General features: G+C 55.3%; 18 protein-coding genes. 2 read left to right on the forward strand and 16 right to left on the reverse strand.

The window, feature by feature from the left end:
- Positions 1–215: 215 nt before the first annotated feature.
- The gene (locus tag F556_RS0102450; protein ID WP_020615302.1) at positions 216–938 is read left to right on the forward strand and encodes an anthrax toxin lethal factor-related metalloendopeptidase; all 723 of its coding nucleotides are present in this window, start codon (positions 216–218) and stop codon (positions 936–938) included.
- Positions 939–1,064: 126 nt separating this feature from the next.
- On the forward strand, positions 1,065–2,615 hold the full coding sequence (locus tag F556_RS0102455) for a YifB family Mg chelatase-like AAA ATPase (protein WP_020615303.1): 1,551 nt from the start codon (positions 1,065–1,067) through the stop codon (positions 2,613–2,615).
- Positions 2,616–2,651: 36 nt separating this feature from the next.
- Here the strand turns inward: F556_RS0102455 and F556_RS0102460 are convergent, their stop codons facing one another.
- The 16 genes from F556_RS0102460 to ftsY all read right to left on the reverse strand — a co-directional run bounded on the left by F556_RS0102460 (position 2,652) and on the right by ftsY (position 15,588).
- Positions 2,652–4,010, reverse strand: coding sequence for an FtsW/RodA/SpoVE family cell cycle protein (locus F556_RS0102460; RefSeq protein ID WP_020615304.1), 1,359 nt, complete (start codon positions 4,008–4,010; stop codon positions 2,652–2,654).
- Positions 4,007–4,339: a PadR family transcriptional regulator gene (locus tag F556_RS0102465; protein ID WP_020615305.1), complete on the reverse strand. Its 333-nt coding sequence runs from the start codon at positions 4,337–4,339 to the stop codon at positions 4,007–4,009. The genes F556_RS0102460 and F556_RS0102465 overlap by 4 nt, the downstream gene beginning before the upstream one ends.
- 531 nt (positions 4,340–4,870) lie before the next feature.
- Positions 4,871–5,239 (reverse strand): YraN family protein, encoded by a 369-nt coding sequence (locus F556_RS0102475; RefSeq protein WP_020615307.1) that lies wholly within the window; start codon positions 5,237–5,239, stop codon positions 4,871–4,873.
- Between the two features lie 4 nt (positions 5,240–5,243).
- Complete coding sequence (locus tag F556_RS0102480) at positions 5,244–5,546, reverse strand: EscU/YscU/HrcU family type III secretion system export apparatus switch protein (RefSeq protein ID WP_020615308.1); 303 nt, start codon at positions 5,544–5,546, stop codon at positions 5,244–5,246.
- Positions 5,543–7,474 (reverse strand): hypothetical protein, encoded by a 1,932-nt coding sequence (locus tag F556_RS33110; protein WP_063824344.1) that lies wholly within the window; start codon positions 7,472–7,474, stop codon positions 5,543–5,545. Before F556_RS33110 ends, F556_RS0102480 begins: the two co-directional genes overlap by 4 nt.
- A 185-nt stretch (positions 7,475–7,659) precedes the next feature.
- Positions 7,660–8,280, reverse strand: coding sequence for a ribonuclease HII (locus tag F556_RS33115; RefSeq protein ID WP_020615310.1), 621 nt, complete (start codon positions 8,278–8,280; stop codon positions 7,660–7,662).
- The gene (gene ylqF / locus F556_RS0102495; RefSeq protein WP_020615311.1) at positions 8,273–9,145 is read right to left on the reverse strand and encodes a ribosome biogenesis GTPase YlqF; all 873 of its coding nucleotides are present in this window, start codon (positions 9,143–9,145) and stop codon (positions 8,273–8,275) included. The genes F556_RS33115 and ylqF overlap by 8 nt, the downstream gene beginning before the upstream one ends.
- A 7-nt stretch (positions 9,146–9,152) precedes the next feature.
- Entirely contained in the window at positions 9,153–9,836 is a 684-nt protein-coding gene (lepB, locus tag F556_RS0102500; RefSeq protein ID WP_020615312.1) for a signal peptidase I, read from the reverse strand.
- A 95-nt stretch (positions 9,837–9,931) separates the two neighbouring features.
- Positions 9,932–10,273 (reverse strand): 50S ribosomal protein L19, encoded by a 342-nt coding sequence (gene rplS / locus F556_RS0102505; RefSeq protein ID WP_020615313.1) that lies wholly within the window; start codon positions 10,271–10,273, stop codon positions 9,932–9,934.
- 192 nt (positions 10,274–10,465) lie between these two features.
- A complete protein-coding gene (gene trmD, locus F556_RS0102510) occupies positions 10,466–11,209 on the reverse strand; it encodes a tRNA (guanosine(37)-N1)-methyltransferase TrmD (protein ID WP_020615314.1) in 744 nt (247 codons plus the stop codon).
- Between the two features lie 2 nt (positions 11,210–11,211).
- Positions 11,212–11,730, reverse strand: a complete 519-nt coding sequence (gene rimM, locus F556_RS0102515; RefSeq protein WP_020615315.1) for a ribosome maturation factor RimM — start codon at positions 11,728–11,730, stop codon at positions 11,212–11,214.
- 104 nt (positions 11,731–11,834) lie between these two features.
- Complete coding sequence (locus F556_RS0102520; RefSeq protein ID WP_020615316.1) at positions 11,835–12,065, reverse strand: KH domain-containing protein; 231 nt, start codon at positions 12,063–12,065, stop codon at positions 11,835–11,837.
- 73 nt (positions 12,066–12,138) lie between these two features.
- Positions 12,139–12,411, reverse strand: coding sequence for a 30S ribosomal protein S16 (gene rpsP / locus F556_RS0102525; RefSeq protein WP_020615317.1), 273 nt, complete (start codon positions 12,409–12,411; stop codon positions 12,139–12,141).
- A gap of 301 nt (positions 12,412–12,712) precedes the next feature.
- Positions 12,713–14,089 (reverse strand): signal recognition particle protein, encoded by a 1,377-nt coding sequence (gene ffh, locus F556_RS0102530; protein ID WP_020615318.1) that lies wholly within the window; start codon positions 14,087–14,089, stop codon positions 12,713–12,715.
- Positions 14,090–14,121: 32 nt separating this feature from the next.
- Positions 14,122–14,520 carry a YlxM family DNA-binding protein gene (gene ylxM / locus F556_RS0102535; RefSeq protein ID WP_020615319.1) on the reverse strand — a complete coding sequence of 133 codons (399 nt, stop codon included), beginning with the start codon at positions 14,518–14,520 and terminating at the stop codon, positions 14,122–14,124.
- A gap of 72 nt (positions 14,521–14,592) precedes the next feature.
- Complete coding sequence (gene ftsY / locus F556_RS0102540) at positions 14,593–15,588, reverse strand: signal recognition particle-docking protein FtsY (RefSeq protein ID WP_020615320.1); 996 nt, start codon at positions 15,586–15,588, stop codon at positions 14,593–14,595.
- Positions 15,589–15,621: the final 33 nt, after the last annotated feature.

The following is a 15,621-nucleotide window of genomic DNA, read 5'->3' on the forward strand; positions in this document are numbered from 1 at the left end:
ACCTTAATTATTGTATCACTTTTCGTTCCAGCTTTCCTTAGTTTTCAACAAGAAAGGTCAGTTTTTTTTGATATCGTATTCATATCATTTTGAGAACGGTTGCAGAAAACGTCATCAAATTGGCTTTTTTCTGCTCCTTTTTTCCTATTGTGCTCCTTCTTCCGTCATCTTACACTGGGATTGATTTTATATTCATTCGAGCAAGGTGGAGTACGTTGATTAAGGTAAAATGGAGCGGTGCGCTGCGGGTATGCGCCATTGGAATTGCGCTGGCATCGGCTGTGGTGTCGGGTTTTGCAGAACGAGATGACAACAAAGAGATGGCCGCAGAAGCTGGCATACATCATGCCATGCTGCAGCAGCAGTTATTCTCCCTGCCTGCCGGCGCTTATGACGCGCCGACAGCCAGCCATATGACCGAGCGAATACTGAGGATTCCGCCTGCGATGCTGGAGACATTGATTAAGCGCGGCGTGCAAATTCGGCTCATTAATGGCAGGCTGACGGACGAACCGGAGATGCATCTGCTGCGGGGCAAGTCGCCACGCGGCTGGGAGAGCAGCGGCATCACCTGGGATGATGTTCCTGGCGTGGGCGGCAAACCGGTGATCGTTCGGATCGGATACAGCCATACAGGCATGGGACACGGTTCAGCCAATCTGGAGCTGCATGAGACGTTTCATGCGATTGACTCGTACGTGCTGGATAACATCTCATCTTCGCGGGTGTTTCGGGCTGTTTTTGAGGAGGAAGCCCATCTGTTATTTGGCGGCAAGCAGTACGAGGAGCTGTATCCGGAGGAGTACTTCGCTGAAGCCTCCTGCCTGTTGTTCGTCTCACCCGATACCCGGGCGCTGGTAGCTGCCAAGGCTCCCGAGACCTACCGCTTTCTGAATATACTCTACCGCGGCTATGATTATCTGTCGACTCTGGATTAACCAGATTCGCGCAGGGCACCCAATTCGCCAGTTGACAGCAGCAAGTGCTGTGGGATACGATATTTGCATATTAATGGGAACGTAAGGAAGCACCTTCATCCGATATCTGATGGGGGTGCTTTGTCTATGTATACGAGGCTGTGCAGCGCAAGCGTGCTGGGTGTCGATGGGTTGATGATCGAGGTGGAAGTCGATATTACGAGCGGGCTGCCGCAGGTGGCCATTGTCGGCTTGCCGGATCCAGCGGTCCGCGAGTCGGTCGAACGGGTACGGGCCGCAATCAAAAACTGCGGATGCCGATTTCCGCTAGAGCGCATCACAATCAATCTGGCGCCAGCCGATCTCCGCAAAATGGGCACCGCCTATGACCTGGCCATTGCGATCGGTATCCTGGCTGCCAGCGGGCAGCTGCCGACCGACAGATTCGAGAGCCTGCTCATTGTGGGCGAGCTGTCGCTAAGTGGCCAGATCCGTGCGGTACCGGGAGTGCTGGCGATCGTCGAGGAAGCCAGGCGGCGCGGGATTGAGCAGATGCTACTGCCAGCAGGCAATGCGGCGGAAGCGTCGCTAATCAGCGGGCTGACCCTGCACCCGGTGTCACACCTGCAGGAGCTGGTGCAACTGGCTGAGGGGGATGCCAGCCTGCCCACTTATGATTACGATAGAGCCCGGACCGCTTCGGCTGGCGAACTTGGTCTGTCTTCTATTGATCGGAGAGGCGACTACAGCGAAGTGCTGGGACAGCAGCAAGCCAAGCGTGCCCTCATGGCCGCAGCTGCTGGCCGCCATAATATTCTGCTGCTAGGGCCGCCGGGAACCGGCAAAACGATGCTCATTCGTCGGTTGCCCGGCATCCTCCCCCCTCTCAATGAGCAAGAGGCGCTTGAGGTGACCAAAATCCGCAGCGTTACCGGTCAATTCGACTCTGCCATGGGGAGTCTGGTGCGGGAGCGGCCGTTCCGTGCACCGCATCATACGATTTCTGCTGGCGGCCTGATTGGCGGAGGTTCCATCCCGAAGCCTGGCGAGGTTACGATGGCTCACCACGGCGTACTATTTCTTGATGAATTACCAGAGTTCTCGCGCAGCGTACTGGAGGTGCTTCGGCAGCCGCTGGAGGAACGCAGTGTCACGATCGCGCGAACGCGGGCTGTGCTGCGCTTCCCTGCCCACCTCATGCTGGCTGCGTCCATGAATCCCTGCCACTGCGGTTATCATGGCGACTTGCTGCATCCAGAACGCTGCACCTGTTCCCCGCAGAAAATCGCTGCCTATCGCACCAAAATTTCCGGTCCGCTGCTCGATCGCATCGATTTGCAAGTGGAAGTGCCCCGGACCGCCGAAACGGGGGGACACCAGCCTGGCCTCAGCTCCGCTCAGATGCAGGAGCACGTCCTGGTTGCGCGTGAACGCCAAAACGCCCGTCGCAAGCAGACGGGCGTAAACTGGAACTGTGAGTTGGAAGGTAGCGCACTCCGCCAAGCTACCCTGCTGGATCATGATGCCTCAGCCCTCTTGTCGGATGCCTATCAGGCGCTGGGTCTGAGCATGCGTTCCCATGACCGTATTCTGAAGCTCGCACGCACGATCGCTGATCTGCAGGATACCGAGACGATTAAGGTTGAGCATCTCGCGGAAGCGATCCAATACCGGTGTCTGGACCGGGAGATGGGGTGAGCAGAGATGATCGCCTGCGACTGCAATGCATGAGGGCTACCTTGCCAGTGTATGACTGGCTCCATAATGAGGACTTCGCTGCTGCTTAGCAACGCTAAGCACCAGTCCAAATACCATCATGTGCAGGAGCAGCGAGCTCCCTCCGTAGCTTACAAAAGGCATGGAAATTCCGACAAAAGGCGCCCACCCCAGTGTCATCAGGATAGACCAGACAAACTGCAGTGCCACAACCGAGACGAGGCTGTAAATCAATCGTTTGCCAAATGGCTCGCGTACCTTGCTGCCGATCTTCAGCATCGCAACAATAAAGGACAACACTAACACTGCAAATCCGATTCCGGTAAGCCAGCCATAGGTATGAACCATGAGAGTGAACATGCCCTCGCTGTGCAGATACGGCAATTGTTGTTCGAAAGCGACTGGCCCGTTGCCTAACCAACCTGCCTGTTGCATGTAGGATTTGAACAAGATTACCAGGTAGTCTCCCCCTTGTTCATAAGTTTTTAAAAAGGAAAACCAGCGCCATAGTGTGTAAGGTTGAGTGATTGCGACGTACAGACCTGCGAGGCTAAGAATGGCTGCATAGGTGATAGGCTGCCAAATGTTCTTACGAGTGAGCCATACCTGAACAAAAAAAGTAACTAAATAGAGTGCCAGCATACTCAATGTATTGGTGGACATGAATAGCAAGATAGGTACAAGCATTCTGCTCATAAGTTGATAGCACGTTAGCTTCAAGGTCCACTCGCGGGCTGGAGTCATCGTGGCATTAGATATAATGAACAGAAAAAGTGCCAGCATCATTGCATTAAAGCTGCCAAACTGAAAGTATAAATACGCCTTTGAGCCGTTCACGGGACCTGCAAACATCATCAAGAATGAAATACTCACTGCAGCTCCATACATTATCCAGCCCTTACGAAGCAGTATACGGTAATCAAAAAACCACAGCGCTCCAGCGACTATCATGCCCAGCAAGGCGAAAACGACTTGGTTACTGAACATATCCGTGTTGGCGAACGACATGTCCATCCGCAAATCTAATATGTACATAAAGAACAATCCTACACTGAGCAAAGCTGTCAGAAGCCCGACCAATCCCCACGCAATGACCGGCTTATGCACTTGATTCAGCTGTCTCCCTATGTCCCGAGGGTCGCCCATGCGCTCAACGGCGATGCGTTCCGCTTCCGCTTGACCGATGCCTTCGGAGACTAATTCGTCTACAATTTCATTCAGATGTCCCTCCAGCTCCCGCCGCACCTCTCGGTGTGCAGGCTTGGAGCGAATCTGATCGCAGACCGTTTGCAGGAAGAATGTCGACGATTCATGATGTTCGTTGGTGAGTTCCGAAGCGTCTTGCGCTGGTCTCCGCCTGCCAATCCACCCCTTCATATGGTTCCCTCCCCGACAACCCGTTCCACTGCAACTCTGAAGGTCTGCCATTCCTGCTTCTTTTCGTGTAGCCCCTTTAAACCTTTTTCGGTAATCCGGTAATATTTGCGCTTGCGTCCGTGCTGCTGAGACCAGTACGATTCAACCCACTCCTCAGCTTCCATGGCGTGCAACAGAGGATATAGCGTACCTTCCTTCAAAGCAAATACGCCTTCCGACCTTTTTTCAATTTCCTTGACGAGCTCGTAGCCATACATCTCACTTCGCTCCAGCTGCGACAGGATAAGAATCGCCGTGCTGCCTTTCAATAACTCCTTGCTAATCTTCATTGATTCTTCCTTTCTCACCGTAATCAGGCGCAGATTCCTATGTATCGAATAACTATGCATCGTAAATCTATGTATTATAGTAACAGACTTCCCTCCCATGATCAAGGTTTGTGTGAGAGGTTTCCCGCACTGTTCCTAGAGAAAATCCCGTCCGCAGCACGCCCTTGGCCTAACGGCCACCACAGCACCTATTTTAACGAAAAATAAAGCATTCCCTAGCTAACGGCCACCAGCGCAGCTATTTGGACAAAAAGAGGCTCCAAGCAGAGGAAAAAGCTTGAATAAGTGCACTCCTGGCCGTTAGAATCACAAACCTTCGGTTTAGCCTACAATAGGTCCACTGGTGGCCGTTACAGCCGGCGAGCTGTTCAACGGATAAGGGATGCAGAAGCTTCACCCAAGGTGAAACATTATCAATTCAAAAAGCCACCCGGCGGCGGGCGGCAACTGGCGCATGGAAGGCGCAACAACATCATTTTTTAGAGGTTGTTCCAAAACCTTCTTGAACATGCACTTTAAGATACTGATTGTTCAAAATGCTTCCTCGTAATGACGGAGCTCGAGCACCTTGCCTTCACGATCCAGCAGAACCGTGATGACGTCGAAGCGGACCCGGCGTTCCTGCAGTCGCCTGCCGTACAAATATACCTGAGCGGTGCTGCGCAGCTGACGCTGTTTGCGGAAATCTACGGATTCGGCAGCCGTACCGAAGCGTCCACCCTCTCGGCGTGTTCGAACCTCTATGATAACAAGCGGTGCATCGTCCTGAGGAGGCTCCGCTACAATATCCAGTTCTCCCGACTTGCATCGCCAGTTCAACTCGCGCAGCTGCCAACCGAGGCCTTCCACATGCGCACGGGCTGCCGATTCGCCAAGCTTGCCGACCGCCAGGCGTGACATGGGCTTAGAAGTCATCCCAATCCCCCGCTTTCTGGTCTGAACGGTAAATAAAGCTGAGCACCTCGGCCACTAGCGTATACAGCTCAGGCGGGATCTCCTGTTCGATATCCAGCTGTGACAACACCTCAACTAGTGAAGCATCCTCTTGGATCGGCACGCCGTGCTCACTGGCTTTGGCGACGATTTTGTCTGCCAGTAACCCTCTGCCCTTAGCGACCAATACCGGACTCGCCTGCTGCTCGGGATCATACTTGAGTGCGACAGCCTGCTTCGGCTCCTGTACCCCTTTATCTCTCTGTTGCTTCATGCGCGAAAATCCACCCCCCGGTATGGCTTGGCCGCAAACGACGAACCGCCGGGCAGTTGTTCACTGCCTGCCAGCGTCCCCTTCTTGGTCTGCGCGGCATCTCGGGCAGCCGGATCGGGAAGCGGCGTGCTGCGCAGGGTCAATAATTGATAACCGCTGCGTCCCAGCGCTTCCGAGACCTCGCCGCGCGAGGCTTCCAGCATAGGGGCAATGGCCGGATGATCATTCCAGATCGTCAGACTGACGATCTTGTCGACCACGTGCACATCCACCAGCGTGTCGCCGAGCCGCTTCATTTGCAAGTCGAACAGGAGCCGGCAGTTGCTGGCATCGATTTCGCCCTTGCGGCCCCGCCGGGTCTGGATGTGGACGGATGCCGTCTGGCTGCCGTCCTGTCCATGCAGCGGGACGAAGATCGACAGGTGCGACATGACCGCGCCGCCCCGCTCTGCCGATAGCAGCAGCTGCTGTCCCGTAATCTGCTGCAACAGCTGCTGCGCCGCCTCGCGCAAGGCTGGCGGCGCATCCTCCCGGGCCGCGAGCTGCAGCAGCGCGCCCTTGAGCGACTCCTGCGTCGCAGCCGGCCGTCCGGCCTCGGCTGCGGGGCTATCGGCGCCCACCGGGCCGCCCAGCGGCAGGCCCGGCGCGCGCTCCGCCAGCACCGCCGCGCGTTCGGCGAGCGGCTGCGGCGGCGCCTCAGCGGGACGGGCGGCGGCTGCCTGCCCGTCCGCGCCCGGGGTTGCCGGGGGCGGTGCTCCCCCGGCAGAGCCTGCGGCCCCGGGGGCAGCGCCCGGGGCCGGACGCATCAACAGCTGGCGCTCGTGATCCACGCCGAGCCAGCGCAGCATGTCCCCGACCCAGCCACTGGCGCCGGTCGGGGCGGGGCCTGGCGCCGCACCCGCAGGGCCGGCGCCGCCAGCTTGCGGGGCAGCAGCAGGCGCAGCTGCCCCTTGCGAGGTCCCGCCAGGGGAACTCGCTTGCGCGCTCGCGCCTGGCGGCGTAGCGGATGCGGGCGGCATGGCCGCCGCCGAACTGCCGCCCGGCGCGCCAGTGCCCTGACCACCAACAGCGCTCGGTGCTGTCTGAGCCGCCTGCCCCTGGGTAGCCGCGGCCCCAGTGCCTGCCCCTTGCGGAGCAGTAGCACTTGCCTGCAATGGCACACCGTTTGAGCCAGGAGCGCCGGTACCTGCACCTGCCGCTGCGTTTCCGCCAGCAGATGCCGATGCCGCACCCCCCGGCTCTGCTGTCATGCGCAACAGGGCGGTGCCCTCCTGCAGCAGCGCTAATACGCGGCCCGCTGCCTGCTGTGCTCCTGTAGCGGATGCCTCACTTGCTCCGTTACCCAGGAAAGCACGCAGCTGGCTTTGCATGCCCTCCAGCAGCTCGTGAGCCGGCCGGCCGAACATGGCTTGCTGCAAGGCCGCCACGGTGGACGCCGTTACGGGTAACCCCCGCTTGAACGCAAGAGCCGCTGCCTGCATCCACTGCTCCGGGTTCGCCCCCTTGGGCATCCCTGCCGCCGCCTGTGTGAAGGTAGCCGAGAGCTCCCGATTCAGCGGAAACCCCTCGCGTTTCATGTCCAGCATGAGCTGCTGCGCCCATGGCTTGTCCGGCAACCCAAGCCCACGCACCAGATCGCGCAATGCCGCCTCCGGCATCGCAGCACTGGCGGGGTCAACAGGTCGCAGCACCACCATCCCGCCGCTGGCTTCCGGCTGAACCTGCAGCATGGTAGCCTGGCCTGGTTGCAATGGCAGCTCCAGCTTGGCACGTACCTGGTTGCCGTTGATCTGGACCATGGCTTCGTCGCCCTCCAGCAGACTGACGACGACGCCCCGTACCACTTGACCCGGCTTCAACTCCAGCGTACGGCTATCCCCGCCCTGCAGCTCGCCCAGCAAGCCCCGCATCATCTGACTGATATTCACATCCTGTTCCTCGCTTTCCTCATCCTGCCGCCCCGATAGGTGCGTGCAGCACCCTGTTGCCCAGTCGTCTCTGTAGTGGTCTTATAGCCTATATATCGACAAACTGCCTCGAATCTGTTAATGCCGAACAGGCCAAACCGCAATGGGGTTTGGCCTGTTCTTGTATAGGAATATGAAGGCTAAGGCTAGAATAGCTCTTGCTGCTCAGTTAGCAGCTTGGTCAAAAACGAACGCCGATGCAGCGGGCTCGGTCCAAACGTCAGGATCTGCTCCCGATGAAATTTGGTAGCATACCCTTTATGTATGGCAATTCCGTATTCCGGGTAGAGCTGGTTCCATTCGCCCTTGCAGAGTCGGTCCCTTGTCACCTTGGCAATGATCGAAGCTGCAGCGATGGATTGGCTGACCGCATCCCCATGAATGATGGCCATCTGAGGCTGCGGGCAATCCACTTTCTCAGCATCAATCAGCAGATAGTCCGGGACGACACCGGCAGTCTCCAATCCGTGTACGGCCTGCTTCATCGCCAGCCGAGCCGCCTGCTTGATATTGATCCGGTCAATCGTTGCGCTGTCCACATGCGCCACCGACCAGGCAACAGCCTGGTCAATGATCACATCGTACAAGTGCTCGCGCTTCTTCTCGGACAATTTCTTGGAGTCGTCAACGCCTTCCAGTACCAGCCCTTCCGGGAGCACGACTGCCGCGGCAACCACGTCGCCGAACAGGCAGCCCCGGCCAACCTCGTCGACACCCGCGATTCGCTCATGTCCTTCACGCCAGAGCCGTGTTTCGTACTCAAGCATAGAATTCAGGCTCCTCCAGCGTAATCCGTCCCAGCTTGCCAGCTCGCAGCTCGCGGAGAATGATGCCGGAAGCTTTTTCGAGATCGACACGCCCCCCGCCCATGAGACAGCCGCGCTTGCGTCCGATATCTTCCATTACACGCACGATTTCCTGGTTGTTCTCGGGATCGGAAGGCGGCTCATCAATGCCGAAACGCTCTTCCAACGCATCCCAATACCGAACCACCAGCTCACGCACGGCAAAATATGCGACATCCTCAACATTTAACACCTGCTCACGGATCGCGCCGGTCATCGCCAGACGATAGCCGACCAGCTCATCCTCGAACTTGGGCCAGAGGATACCTGGCGTGTCGAGCAATTCCATCTCTTTGCCAACTTTGATCCATTGCTGACCTTTGGTGACGCCAGGGCGATCACCGGTTTCAGCAATGTTACGGCCAGCCAGCCGGTTGATGAGCGTCGATTTGCCGACATTCGGGATGCCGACAATAAGCGCCCGCAGCGCACGCGGATTCATACCTTTGCTGCGCATGCGGTCAATCTTCTCCTGCAGAATTTCTTGCACTCTGCCAGGGATATCCCCAACTCTCGTGCCCGTCGATGAATCGACGGCAATACATGCGTGTCCTCGTTCGCCAAAAAAAGAAATCCACTGGTCGGTTGCCCGTGGATCTGCCAAATCGGCTTTATTGAGCACAATGAGACGAGGCTTGTCCAAGAGGATCTCATCGATCATCGGATTTCGGCTCGACATCGGAATTCGGGCGTCCAGCAGCTCGATAACAATATCGATCAGCTTGAGCTTCTCCTGAATTTGACGCCGGGCCCTGGTCATATGCCCCGGGAACCATTGGATGGTCATTAGCTAGTCACCTCATTGTTCCATTATCTACGATCTTGATCTGATTCCATGGCCAGAAGATAACATCCGCTCGGCCAACGATTTCATCCATCGAGACGAAGCCGATGGAGCGGCTGTCACGACTGTTGCCACGGTTGTCGCCAAAGGCCAGAATCATATTCTCCGGCACGGTATCACTGGTGACACGGCTGTTCGGAAAGTTGTCTTCGGTGTTGTACAGCCGGCCCTCGCTCTGAGCCTGAGCAATCGCTTCTGTCAAATACGGCTCCTCAACCAGCTCATCATTGATGTACAGGCTGTCGCCTTCCAGCCGAACCTTATCCCCTGGCACACCAATCACGCGCTTGATAAAATCGCGGTTTTCTTCAGGAACATGGAACACAACAACCTCGCCACGATGAGGGGTACGAATATCGTACAAAATCTTATTGACGATCACCCGTTCACCCGATTCAAAACTGGGCTGCATGGAGGATCCGTCTACGATAAACGGAGAAAACAGGAAGGTGCGAATGACGAATACCAGAATCCCGGCGATCGCCAGGGCTTTAATCCACTCCACAATTTCCTTTTTGGCTTTGGGCGGCTTCGTCTGGTTTGGTGCTGTTACCTCTCCTGCTGTCTGCTCCGTCTCCCTGCCTGTAGGCGCTGGTTCTTGCCGGTTCAGCTCTTCGTCTTTGTTATGATTCATAGCTACGCCTACCTTTACTCAACATATGTAATTTAGGTTTACCTATAGAAAAAAAACGAAAAGGGACTTGTTTGCGCAAGCCCCCTTGTCGTTCATTAGCGAATTTCTTTAATTCTGGCTGCTTTACCGCGCAGTTCGCGCAGGTAGTACAGCTTGGCGCGACGGACTTTACCGCGACGTGCCACTTCGATTTTATCGATTTTCGGCGAGTTGACCGGGAATGTTCTCTCCACACCAACACCGTACGAAATTTTGCGCACTGTAAAAGTCTCGCTGATGCCACCGCCACGACGTTTAATTACAACGCCTTCGAAAAGCTGAATCCGCTCGCGGGATCCCTCAATAACTTTTACGTGTACTTTCAGCGTGTCACCAGGACGAAAGCTAGGAATGTCTTTCCGAAGCTGTTCTTGCGTGATAGCTTGTAAAATATTCATAAGTCGAATTCCCTCCTTCCATCATAGACGTTCTTGTAAGCTCGCCAGCTCCTTGGGAACCTGGGTCATGACCGACAGAGGACCGTCCGACTATTACAGACAACATTTGAAATTTTACCATATCCGCATCCAAAACACAACTAGCAATCTCAAGTTCGCTTTCCTGACGATTCAGACAGCGTCAGGCTCCTGCTAGGCGCGCTCCTCTGCCTGACGGATCGCAGCCAACAGCTCACGCTCCTTGGGTGTCAGCTCGATCTGCTCCAGCAGCTCGGGCCGCCTGGCCAGCGTCCGCAACAGCGATTGCTCGCGACGCCAGCTGTCGATACGAGCGTGATGTCCGGACATCAACACCTCCGGGACATCCCACCCGCGAAAACTCACCGGACGGGTATAGTGGGGGTACTCCAGCAGTCCCGTGCTGAATGAATCTGTCACTGCCGAAGATTCATTGCCCAGCACGCCGGGCAGCAGACGGACGACGCTGTCGATGACAACCATAGCAGGCAACTCCCCGCCAGTCAGGACATAATCGCCGATCGACAGCTCATCCGTCACCAGATGCTCCCGAATCCGCTCGTCATACCCCTCATAATGGCCACAAATAAAGATCAGATGCTTTTCCTTGGCAAGCTCCTCCGCTTTTGATTGCCTGAAGGGCTCCCCCTGCGGACACATCAGAATAACACGCGGCTTGGCTTCTTCATGAGGCGGAATAGCTTCTACAGCAGAGAAGATCGGTTCAGCCTTGAGCACCATACCGCCACCGCCACCATAAGGATAGTCATCAACCGTATTGTGCTTATTATTAGCGTAATCACGGAAATTGACCGCATTCAGCTGGACAATCCCCTTCTCCCGGGCTTTACCGAGAATACTGGCGCCAAAAACCCCCTCCAGCATTTCCGGGAACAGTGTCAACACATCGACCCGCATGACTAGATCAACCCTTCCAGCAGTCTGACCGTCACCAGCTTGTCCGAGACATCGACATTAATCAGCACTTCATCAATGACCGGCAGCAGCAGTTGCTTGCCTTTGGGACGTTCGACGACCCAGACATCGTTGGCGCCCGGGCTCAAAATTTCAGTAATTTCGCCCAGTTCCTCTCCGTCCTCGGTCACGACACGGCAGCCGACGATCTCATGGTAGTAGTATTCATCTTCTTCCAAATCGACAACATCCGTCTTGGCTACCTTGACCAACCAGCCTTTGTACTGCTCTACCTCATTAATATGCTCGATGCCCTTCCACTTGACGATGAACATCCCTTTGTGCTCACGCGCACTCTGCACCGTAAGCTGCACGTTTCGGGAGTTGTCGGGTGCATGAACAGCAAGCTTGCTGCCCGGGGCAAAACGGACATCCGGAAAATCGGTCTGGGAGAGAATTTTCACTTCTCCACGTAATCCGTGCGTGTTCACGAGCTTGCCGACATTCAGCCATTCGATTGTCATCCCGGTCCCTCCCTTTTTATGTACTTGCACATCTAAGCCCAAATATCCTTACAATTTGGAAAAAGGCTAGGAATGTCTCCTAACCCCCTTGCAACTATGTGATGTTACGAAACGATGTCAACAACGACGCGCTTGGATGACTTCACGGCCGCTGAGGCGACCACCGTTCGCAGCGCTTTGGCAATCCGGCCCTGCTTGCCGATGACTTTCCCTACATCCTCAGGATGCACGGAAAGTGCATACACGAAGCCGCGATCATCTTCCTTGACCTCGATTCGCACATCATCCGGATGATCCACCAAAGCCCTAGCAATGACAAGAATCAATTCTTCCATGTCTAGGCCCCCACAGGTAAGAGGTTGTTCAAAAGGTGCTAATTACGCCCCTTTTGAACACGCTCATTAAGGATTATTTCTGTTGCTTGAGCTCATGAAGCTTGGTCATAACACCAGCTTTGCTCAGGAGGTTGCGTACAGTATCAGAAGCTTGCGCTCCAGTTTGCAACCATTTCAACGCTTTCTCTTCATCGATGTTCACTTGAGCCGGCTCTGCTACCGGATTGTAAGTACCGATTTCCTCGATAAAACGACCGTCACGCGGCGAACGGGAATCGGATACGACGACACGGTAAAACGGCGATTTATGTGCACCAATACGTTTCAGACGAATACGAACTGCCATGGGAATTTCACCTCCTTCAAAGAATTACCCACAAAGACATTCCCCACAAAGTGAAGCGAATGCTTCGAAGCATAATCAGATACTTTGCGGGGGCCCCGTTTTAAGGACCTTATCACGAGCTTCAAATCAAAGTTTAAAAGTGCGGTTTTCAGCACCGAGAAGGTTGAAGGCAGGAGGAACTGAGGAGCGGAGCGTAGGTAAACCTACGTGAGCACCGGAAGTTCCGACTGCATTCAATATTCGATGTCGAACCCGCTTCCTTGTACAACTTCGTGATCAAAAGCGAGCTTTTAAACAACCTTTAAAATGGGAATTTCATGTTTTTGCCGCCTAGAAGTCCTTTGAGGCCTTTCTTCCCACCCTTAGGACCTTTCGGTCCCATCATCGACGAGAATTGCTTCATCATCTTGCGCATATCGTCGAACTGCTTGATAAGACGGTTCACATCGGCTACGGATGTGCCGCTGCCTGCCGCGATCCGCTTGCGACGGCTGTGGTTCATGATCTCCGGCTTGACCTTCTCTTCCTTGGTCATGGACTGGACGATCGCTTCAACCCGGCCAATCTGACGCTCATCGACCTTGATGTCCTTGAGGCCCTTCATCTTGTTCATGCCGGGCATCATCTCCAGCAATTGATCAAGCGGTCCCATCTGGCGCACTTGCGCCATCTGCTCCAGGAAATCATCGAAGGTAAACTCCGCGTTGCGCATCTTGCGCTCCATCTCGGCAGCCTTCTCGGCGTCAATATTGGTTTGTGCCTTCTCAATCAGAGAGAGCATGTCGCCCATACCGAGAATCCGTGAAGCCATCCGTTCCGGGTGGAACGGCTCCAATGAGTCGATCTTCTCGCCCATTGCTGCAAATTTGATCGGACAGCCAGTGACTGCCTTGACCGACAAGGCCGCACCACCGCGGGTATCACCGTCGAGCTTGGTCAGTACAACACCGGTCAGCTCCAACTGCTTGTGGAAGCTCTCGGCTACATTGACTGCATCCTGACCTGTCATGGCATCGATGACGAGCAGCACTTCATCCGGTTTGACCGCCTCATGAATCTGCTTGAGCTCATCCATCAGCGCCTCATCGATATGCAGGCGACCCGCTGTATCAAAGATGACATAGTCGTTGCCGTTTTCCTTGGCATGCTGCAAGCCGGCTTTGGCAATATGAACTGGGTTCTCCTTGTCTCCCATAGAGAAGACAGGAGCCTGAATCTGTTCACCAAGCACTTGAAGCTGTTTGATGGCGGCTGGACGGTAGATATCACAGGCGACCAAGAGCGGCTTGTGGTTGCCCTTCTGGAGCAATTTGGCCAGCTTACCCGTCGTCGTTGTTTTACCTGCGCCCTGCAAGCCCGCCATCATAATAACGGTCGGCGGTCGGTTGGCCTTGGCCAGCTTGCTCTGCGTACCGCCCATGAGCTCGGTCATTTCTTTGTTGACGATGTCGATAATGACCATGCCCGGCGTGAAGCTTTTCATCACTTCTTGGCCGATTGCTTTCTCCTTCACCTTGCCGATGAAGTCCTTGACGACCTTGAAGTTAACGTCGGCCTCCAGCAGCGCCAAGCGCACTTCGCGCATTGCCTCATTGACATCGTCCTCGGATACCTTGCCCTTGCCCTTCAGCTTGCTGAACACATTCTGAAGTCGTGCGGATAATCCTTCAAACGCCATTGCCGTCACCTCCCGTTAACATTGATCTTCATCTATTCACTCGTCTGCCGCTCCTGCAGCAGAGCAGCCAGTTGGCTGCCGCTGCCTTCCGGGAGCGTGCCGATCGCCTCCGCCAACCTGGCGAGCCATTCCTGCTCGCGCTGGTAACTGGCCATCAGGCCAAGCTTGGTCTCATACCCTTCAAGCGCGCCTTCGGCCCGCTTGACATGCTCATAGACGGCTTGTCTGCTGATATCGAATTCGGCGGCAATCTCCCCGAGTGAGAAATCATCGTGATAATAATATTTTAGAAACGTCTGTTGCTTCTCAGTCAGCAACGGTTCGTAGAAATCAAACAACAGGTTGATGCGATTCGTCTTTGCAAGGGCGCCCGGTTCAGTAGTCACTGCCAGCCCCTCCCCGTTCCGTTCTCGGATCATGATGTAAAGCATTAATGCTTGACACCCTGACAACGATATTTATTCTACCTCATCCTTCACCTGTGTGTCAAGCACAGAACCTTGTCAGTTCGTTTCGGCTTCCGTTTCCTTTTGAATCAGCCCGGCGAAAAGGGCGTGTACGAATTGCTCTGAATCAAATTGCTGCAGATCGCCCATCTTTTCGCCCAGGCCTACAAACTTCACCGGCAGGTTAAGCTCATTACGGATAGCGATTACGATGCCGCCCTTCGCGGTACCGTCCAGCTTGGTGAGCACCAGACCGGTGACACCGCTTTTTTCTCCGAACAGCTTGGCCTGGCTCATCGCGTTCTGGCCCGTGGTCGCATCCAGTACAAGCAGCACCTCATGCGGCGCGCTTGGCACCTCCCGCTGGATGACACGGAAGATCTTGTTGAGCTCCTCCATGAGATTGTTCTTGTTCTGCAGGCGTCCTGCCGTATCACAGAGCAGCACATCGACGCCCCGCTGCTTGGCTGCCTTGACGGCATCGAACATGACCGCCGCCGGATCAGCGCCGGAATGCTGCTTGATCACGTCGACCCCGACCCGCTGTCCCCATACCTCCAGCTGCTCAATCGCGCCAGCCCGGAACGTATCGCCTGCTGCCAGCATGACGCTTTTGCCCTCGCTCTTGAAGCGATGCGCCAGCTTGCCGATTGAGGTTGTCTTGCCAACACCGTTGACACCGACGAACAGAATGACTGTCATGCCACTCTCGGCCATTTTCAGACGCGGATCCTCTTGGCCGCGCAGCATCTCCACGAGCTTTTCAGAGAGTACTGGCTGCAATTCCGCCGCATCTTCGATCTTGCGTTTTTTTACTTCCTTGCGCAGCTCGTCGATCAGCTCCATCACTGTGTTCACGCCAACGTCGGCACCGATGAGGATTTCCTCCAGCTCCTCGAAAAATTCCTCATCGATTTTTTTGCGGCGAGTGATGAGTTCCTCCACTTTCTCAACGAAGGCCGTACGGGTCTTGGTCAGACCCTCCTTGAACACCGTGGTGACCGCTTCTGTCTTGCTGGAGATGCTTTCCTTCAGCCGTTTAAAAAAGCTCATTTCTCTACTTCCTTCCTCATCTGTCGCTTTCGA

It is taken from the genome of Paenibacillus daejeonensis DSM 15491, from assembly GCF_000378385.1.
Lineage (GTDB): Bacteria > Bacillota > Bacilli > Paenibacillales > Paenibacillaceae > Paenibacillus_D > Paenibacillus_D daejeonensis.

What these genes read in the sequence shown, in the direction of transcription:
- F556_RS0102455 (WP_020615303.1), top strand. Translation starts at nt 1,065, where the DNA reads ATGTATACGAGGCTGTGCAGCGCAAGCGTGCTGGGTGTCGATGGGTTG.
- F556_RS0102460 (WP_020615304.1), bottom strand. Translation starts at nt 4,010, where the DNA reads ATGAAGGGGTGGATTGGCAGGCGGAGACCAGCGCAAGACGCTTCGGAA.
- F556_RS0102465 (WP_020615305.1), bottom strand. Translation starts at nt 4,339, where the DNA reads ATGAAGATTAGCAAGGAGTTATTGAAAGGCAGCACGGCGATTCTTATC.
- F556_RS0102475 (WP_020615307.1), bottom strand. Translation starts at nt 5,239, where the DNA reads ATGTCACGCCTGGCGGTCGGCAAGCTTGGCGAATCGGCAGCCCGTGCG.
- F556_RS0102480 (WP_020615308.1), bottom strand. Translation starts at nt 5,546, where the DNA reads ATGAAGCAACAGAGAGATAAAGGGGTACAGGAGCCGAAGCAGGCTGTC.
- F556_RS33115 (WP_020615310.1), bottom strand. Translation starts at nt 8,280, where the DNA reads ATGCTTGAGTACGAAACACGGCTCTGGCGTGAAGGACATGAGCGAATC.
- ylqF (WP_020615311.1), bottom strand. Translation starts at nt 9,145, where the DNA reads ATGACCATCCAATGGTTCCCGGGGCATATGACCAGGGCCCGGCGTCAA.
- lepB (WP_020615312.1), bottom strand. Translation starts at nt 9,836, where the DNA reads ATGAATCATAACAAAGACGAAGAGCTGAACCGGCAAGAACCAGCGCCT.
- rplS (WP_020615313.1), bottom strand. Translation starts at nt 10,273, where the DNA reads ATGAATATTTTACAAGCTATCACGCAAGAACAGCTTCGGAAAGACATT.
- trmD (WP_020615314.1), bottom strand. Translation starts at nt 11,209, where the DNA reads ATGCGGGTCGATGTGTTGACACTGTTCCCGGAAATGCTGGAGGGGGTT.
- rimM (WP_020615315.1), bottom strand. Translation starts at nt 11,730, where the DNA reads ATGACAATCGAATGGCTGAATGTCGGCAAGCTCGTGAACACGCACGGA.
- F556_RS0102520 (WP_020615316.1), bottom strand. Translation starts at nt 12,065, where the DNA reads ATGGAAGAATTGATTCTTGTCATTGCTAGGGCTTTGGTGGATCATCCG.
- rpsP (WP_020615317.1), bottom strand. Translation starts at nt 12,411, where the DNA reads ATGGCAGTTCGTATTCGTCTGAAACGTATTGGTGCACATAAATCGCCG.
- ffh (WP_020615318.1), bottom strand. Translation starts at nt 14,089, where the DNA reads ATGGCGTTTGAAGGATTATCCGCACGACTTCAGAATGTGTTCAGCAAG.
- ylxM (WP_020615319.1), bottom strand. Translation starts at nt 14,520, where the DNA reads ATGCTTTACATCATGATCCGAGAACGGAACGGGGAGGGGCTGGCAGTG.
- ftsY (WP_020615320.1), bottom strand. Translation starts at nt 15,588, where the DNA reads ATGAGCTTTTTTAAACGGCTGAAGGAAAGCATCTCCAGCAAGACAGAA.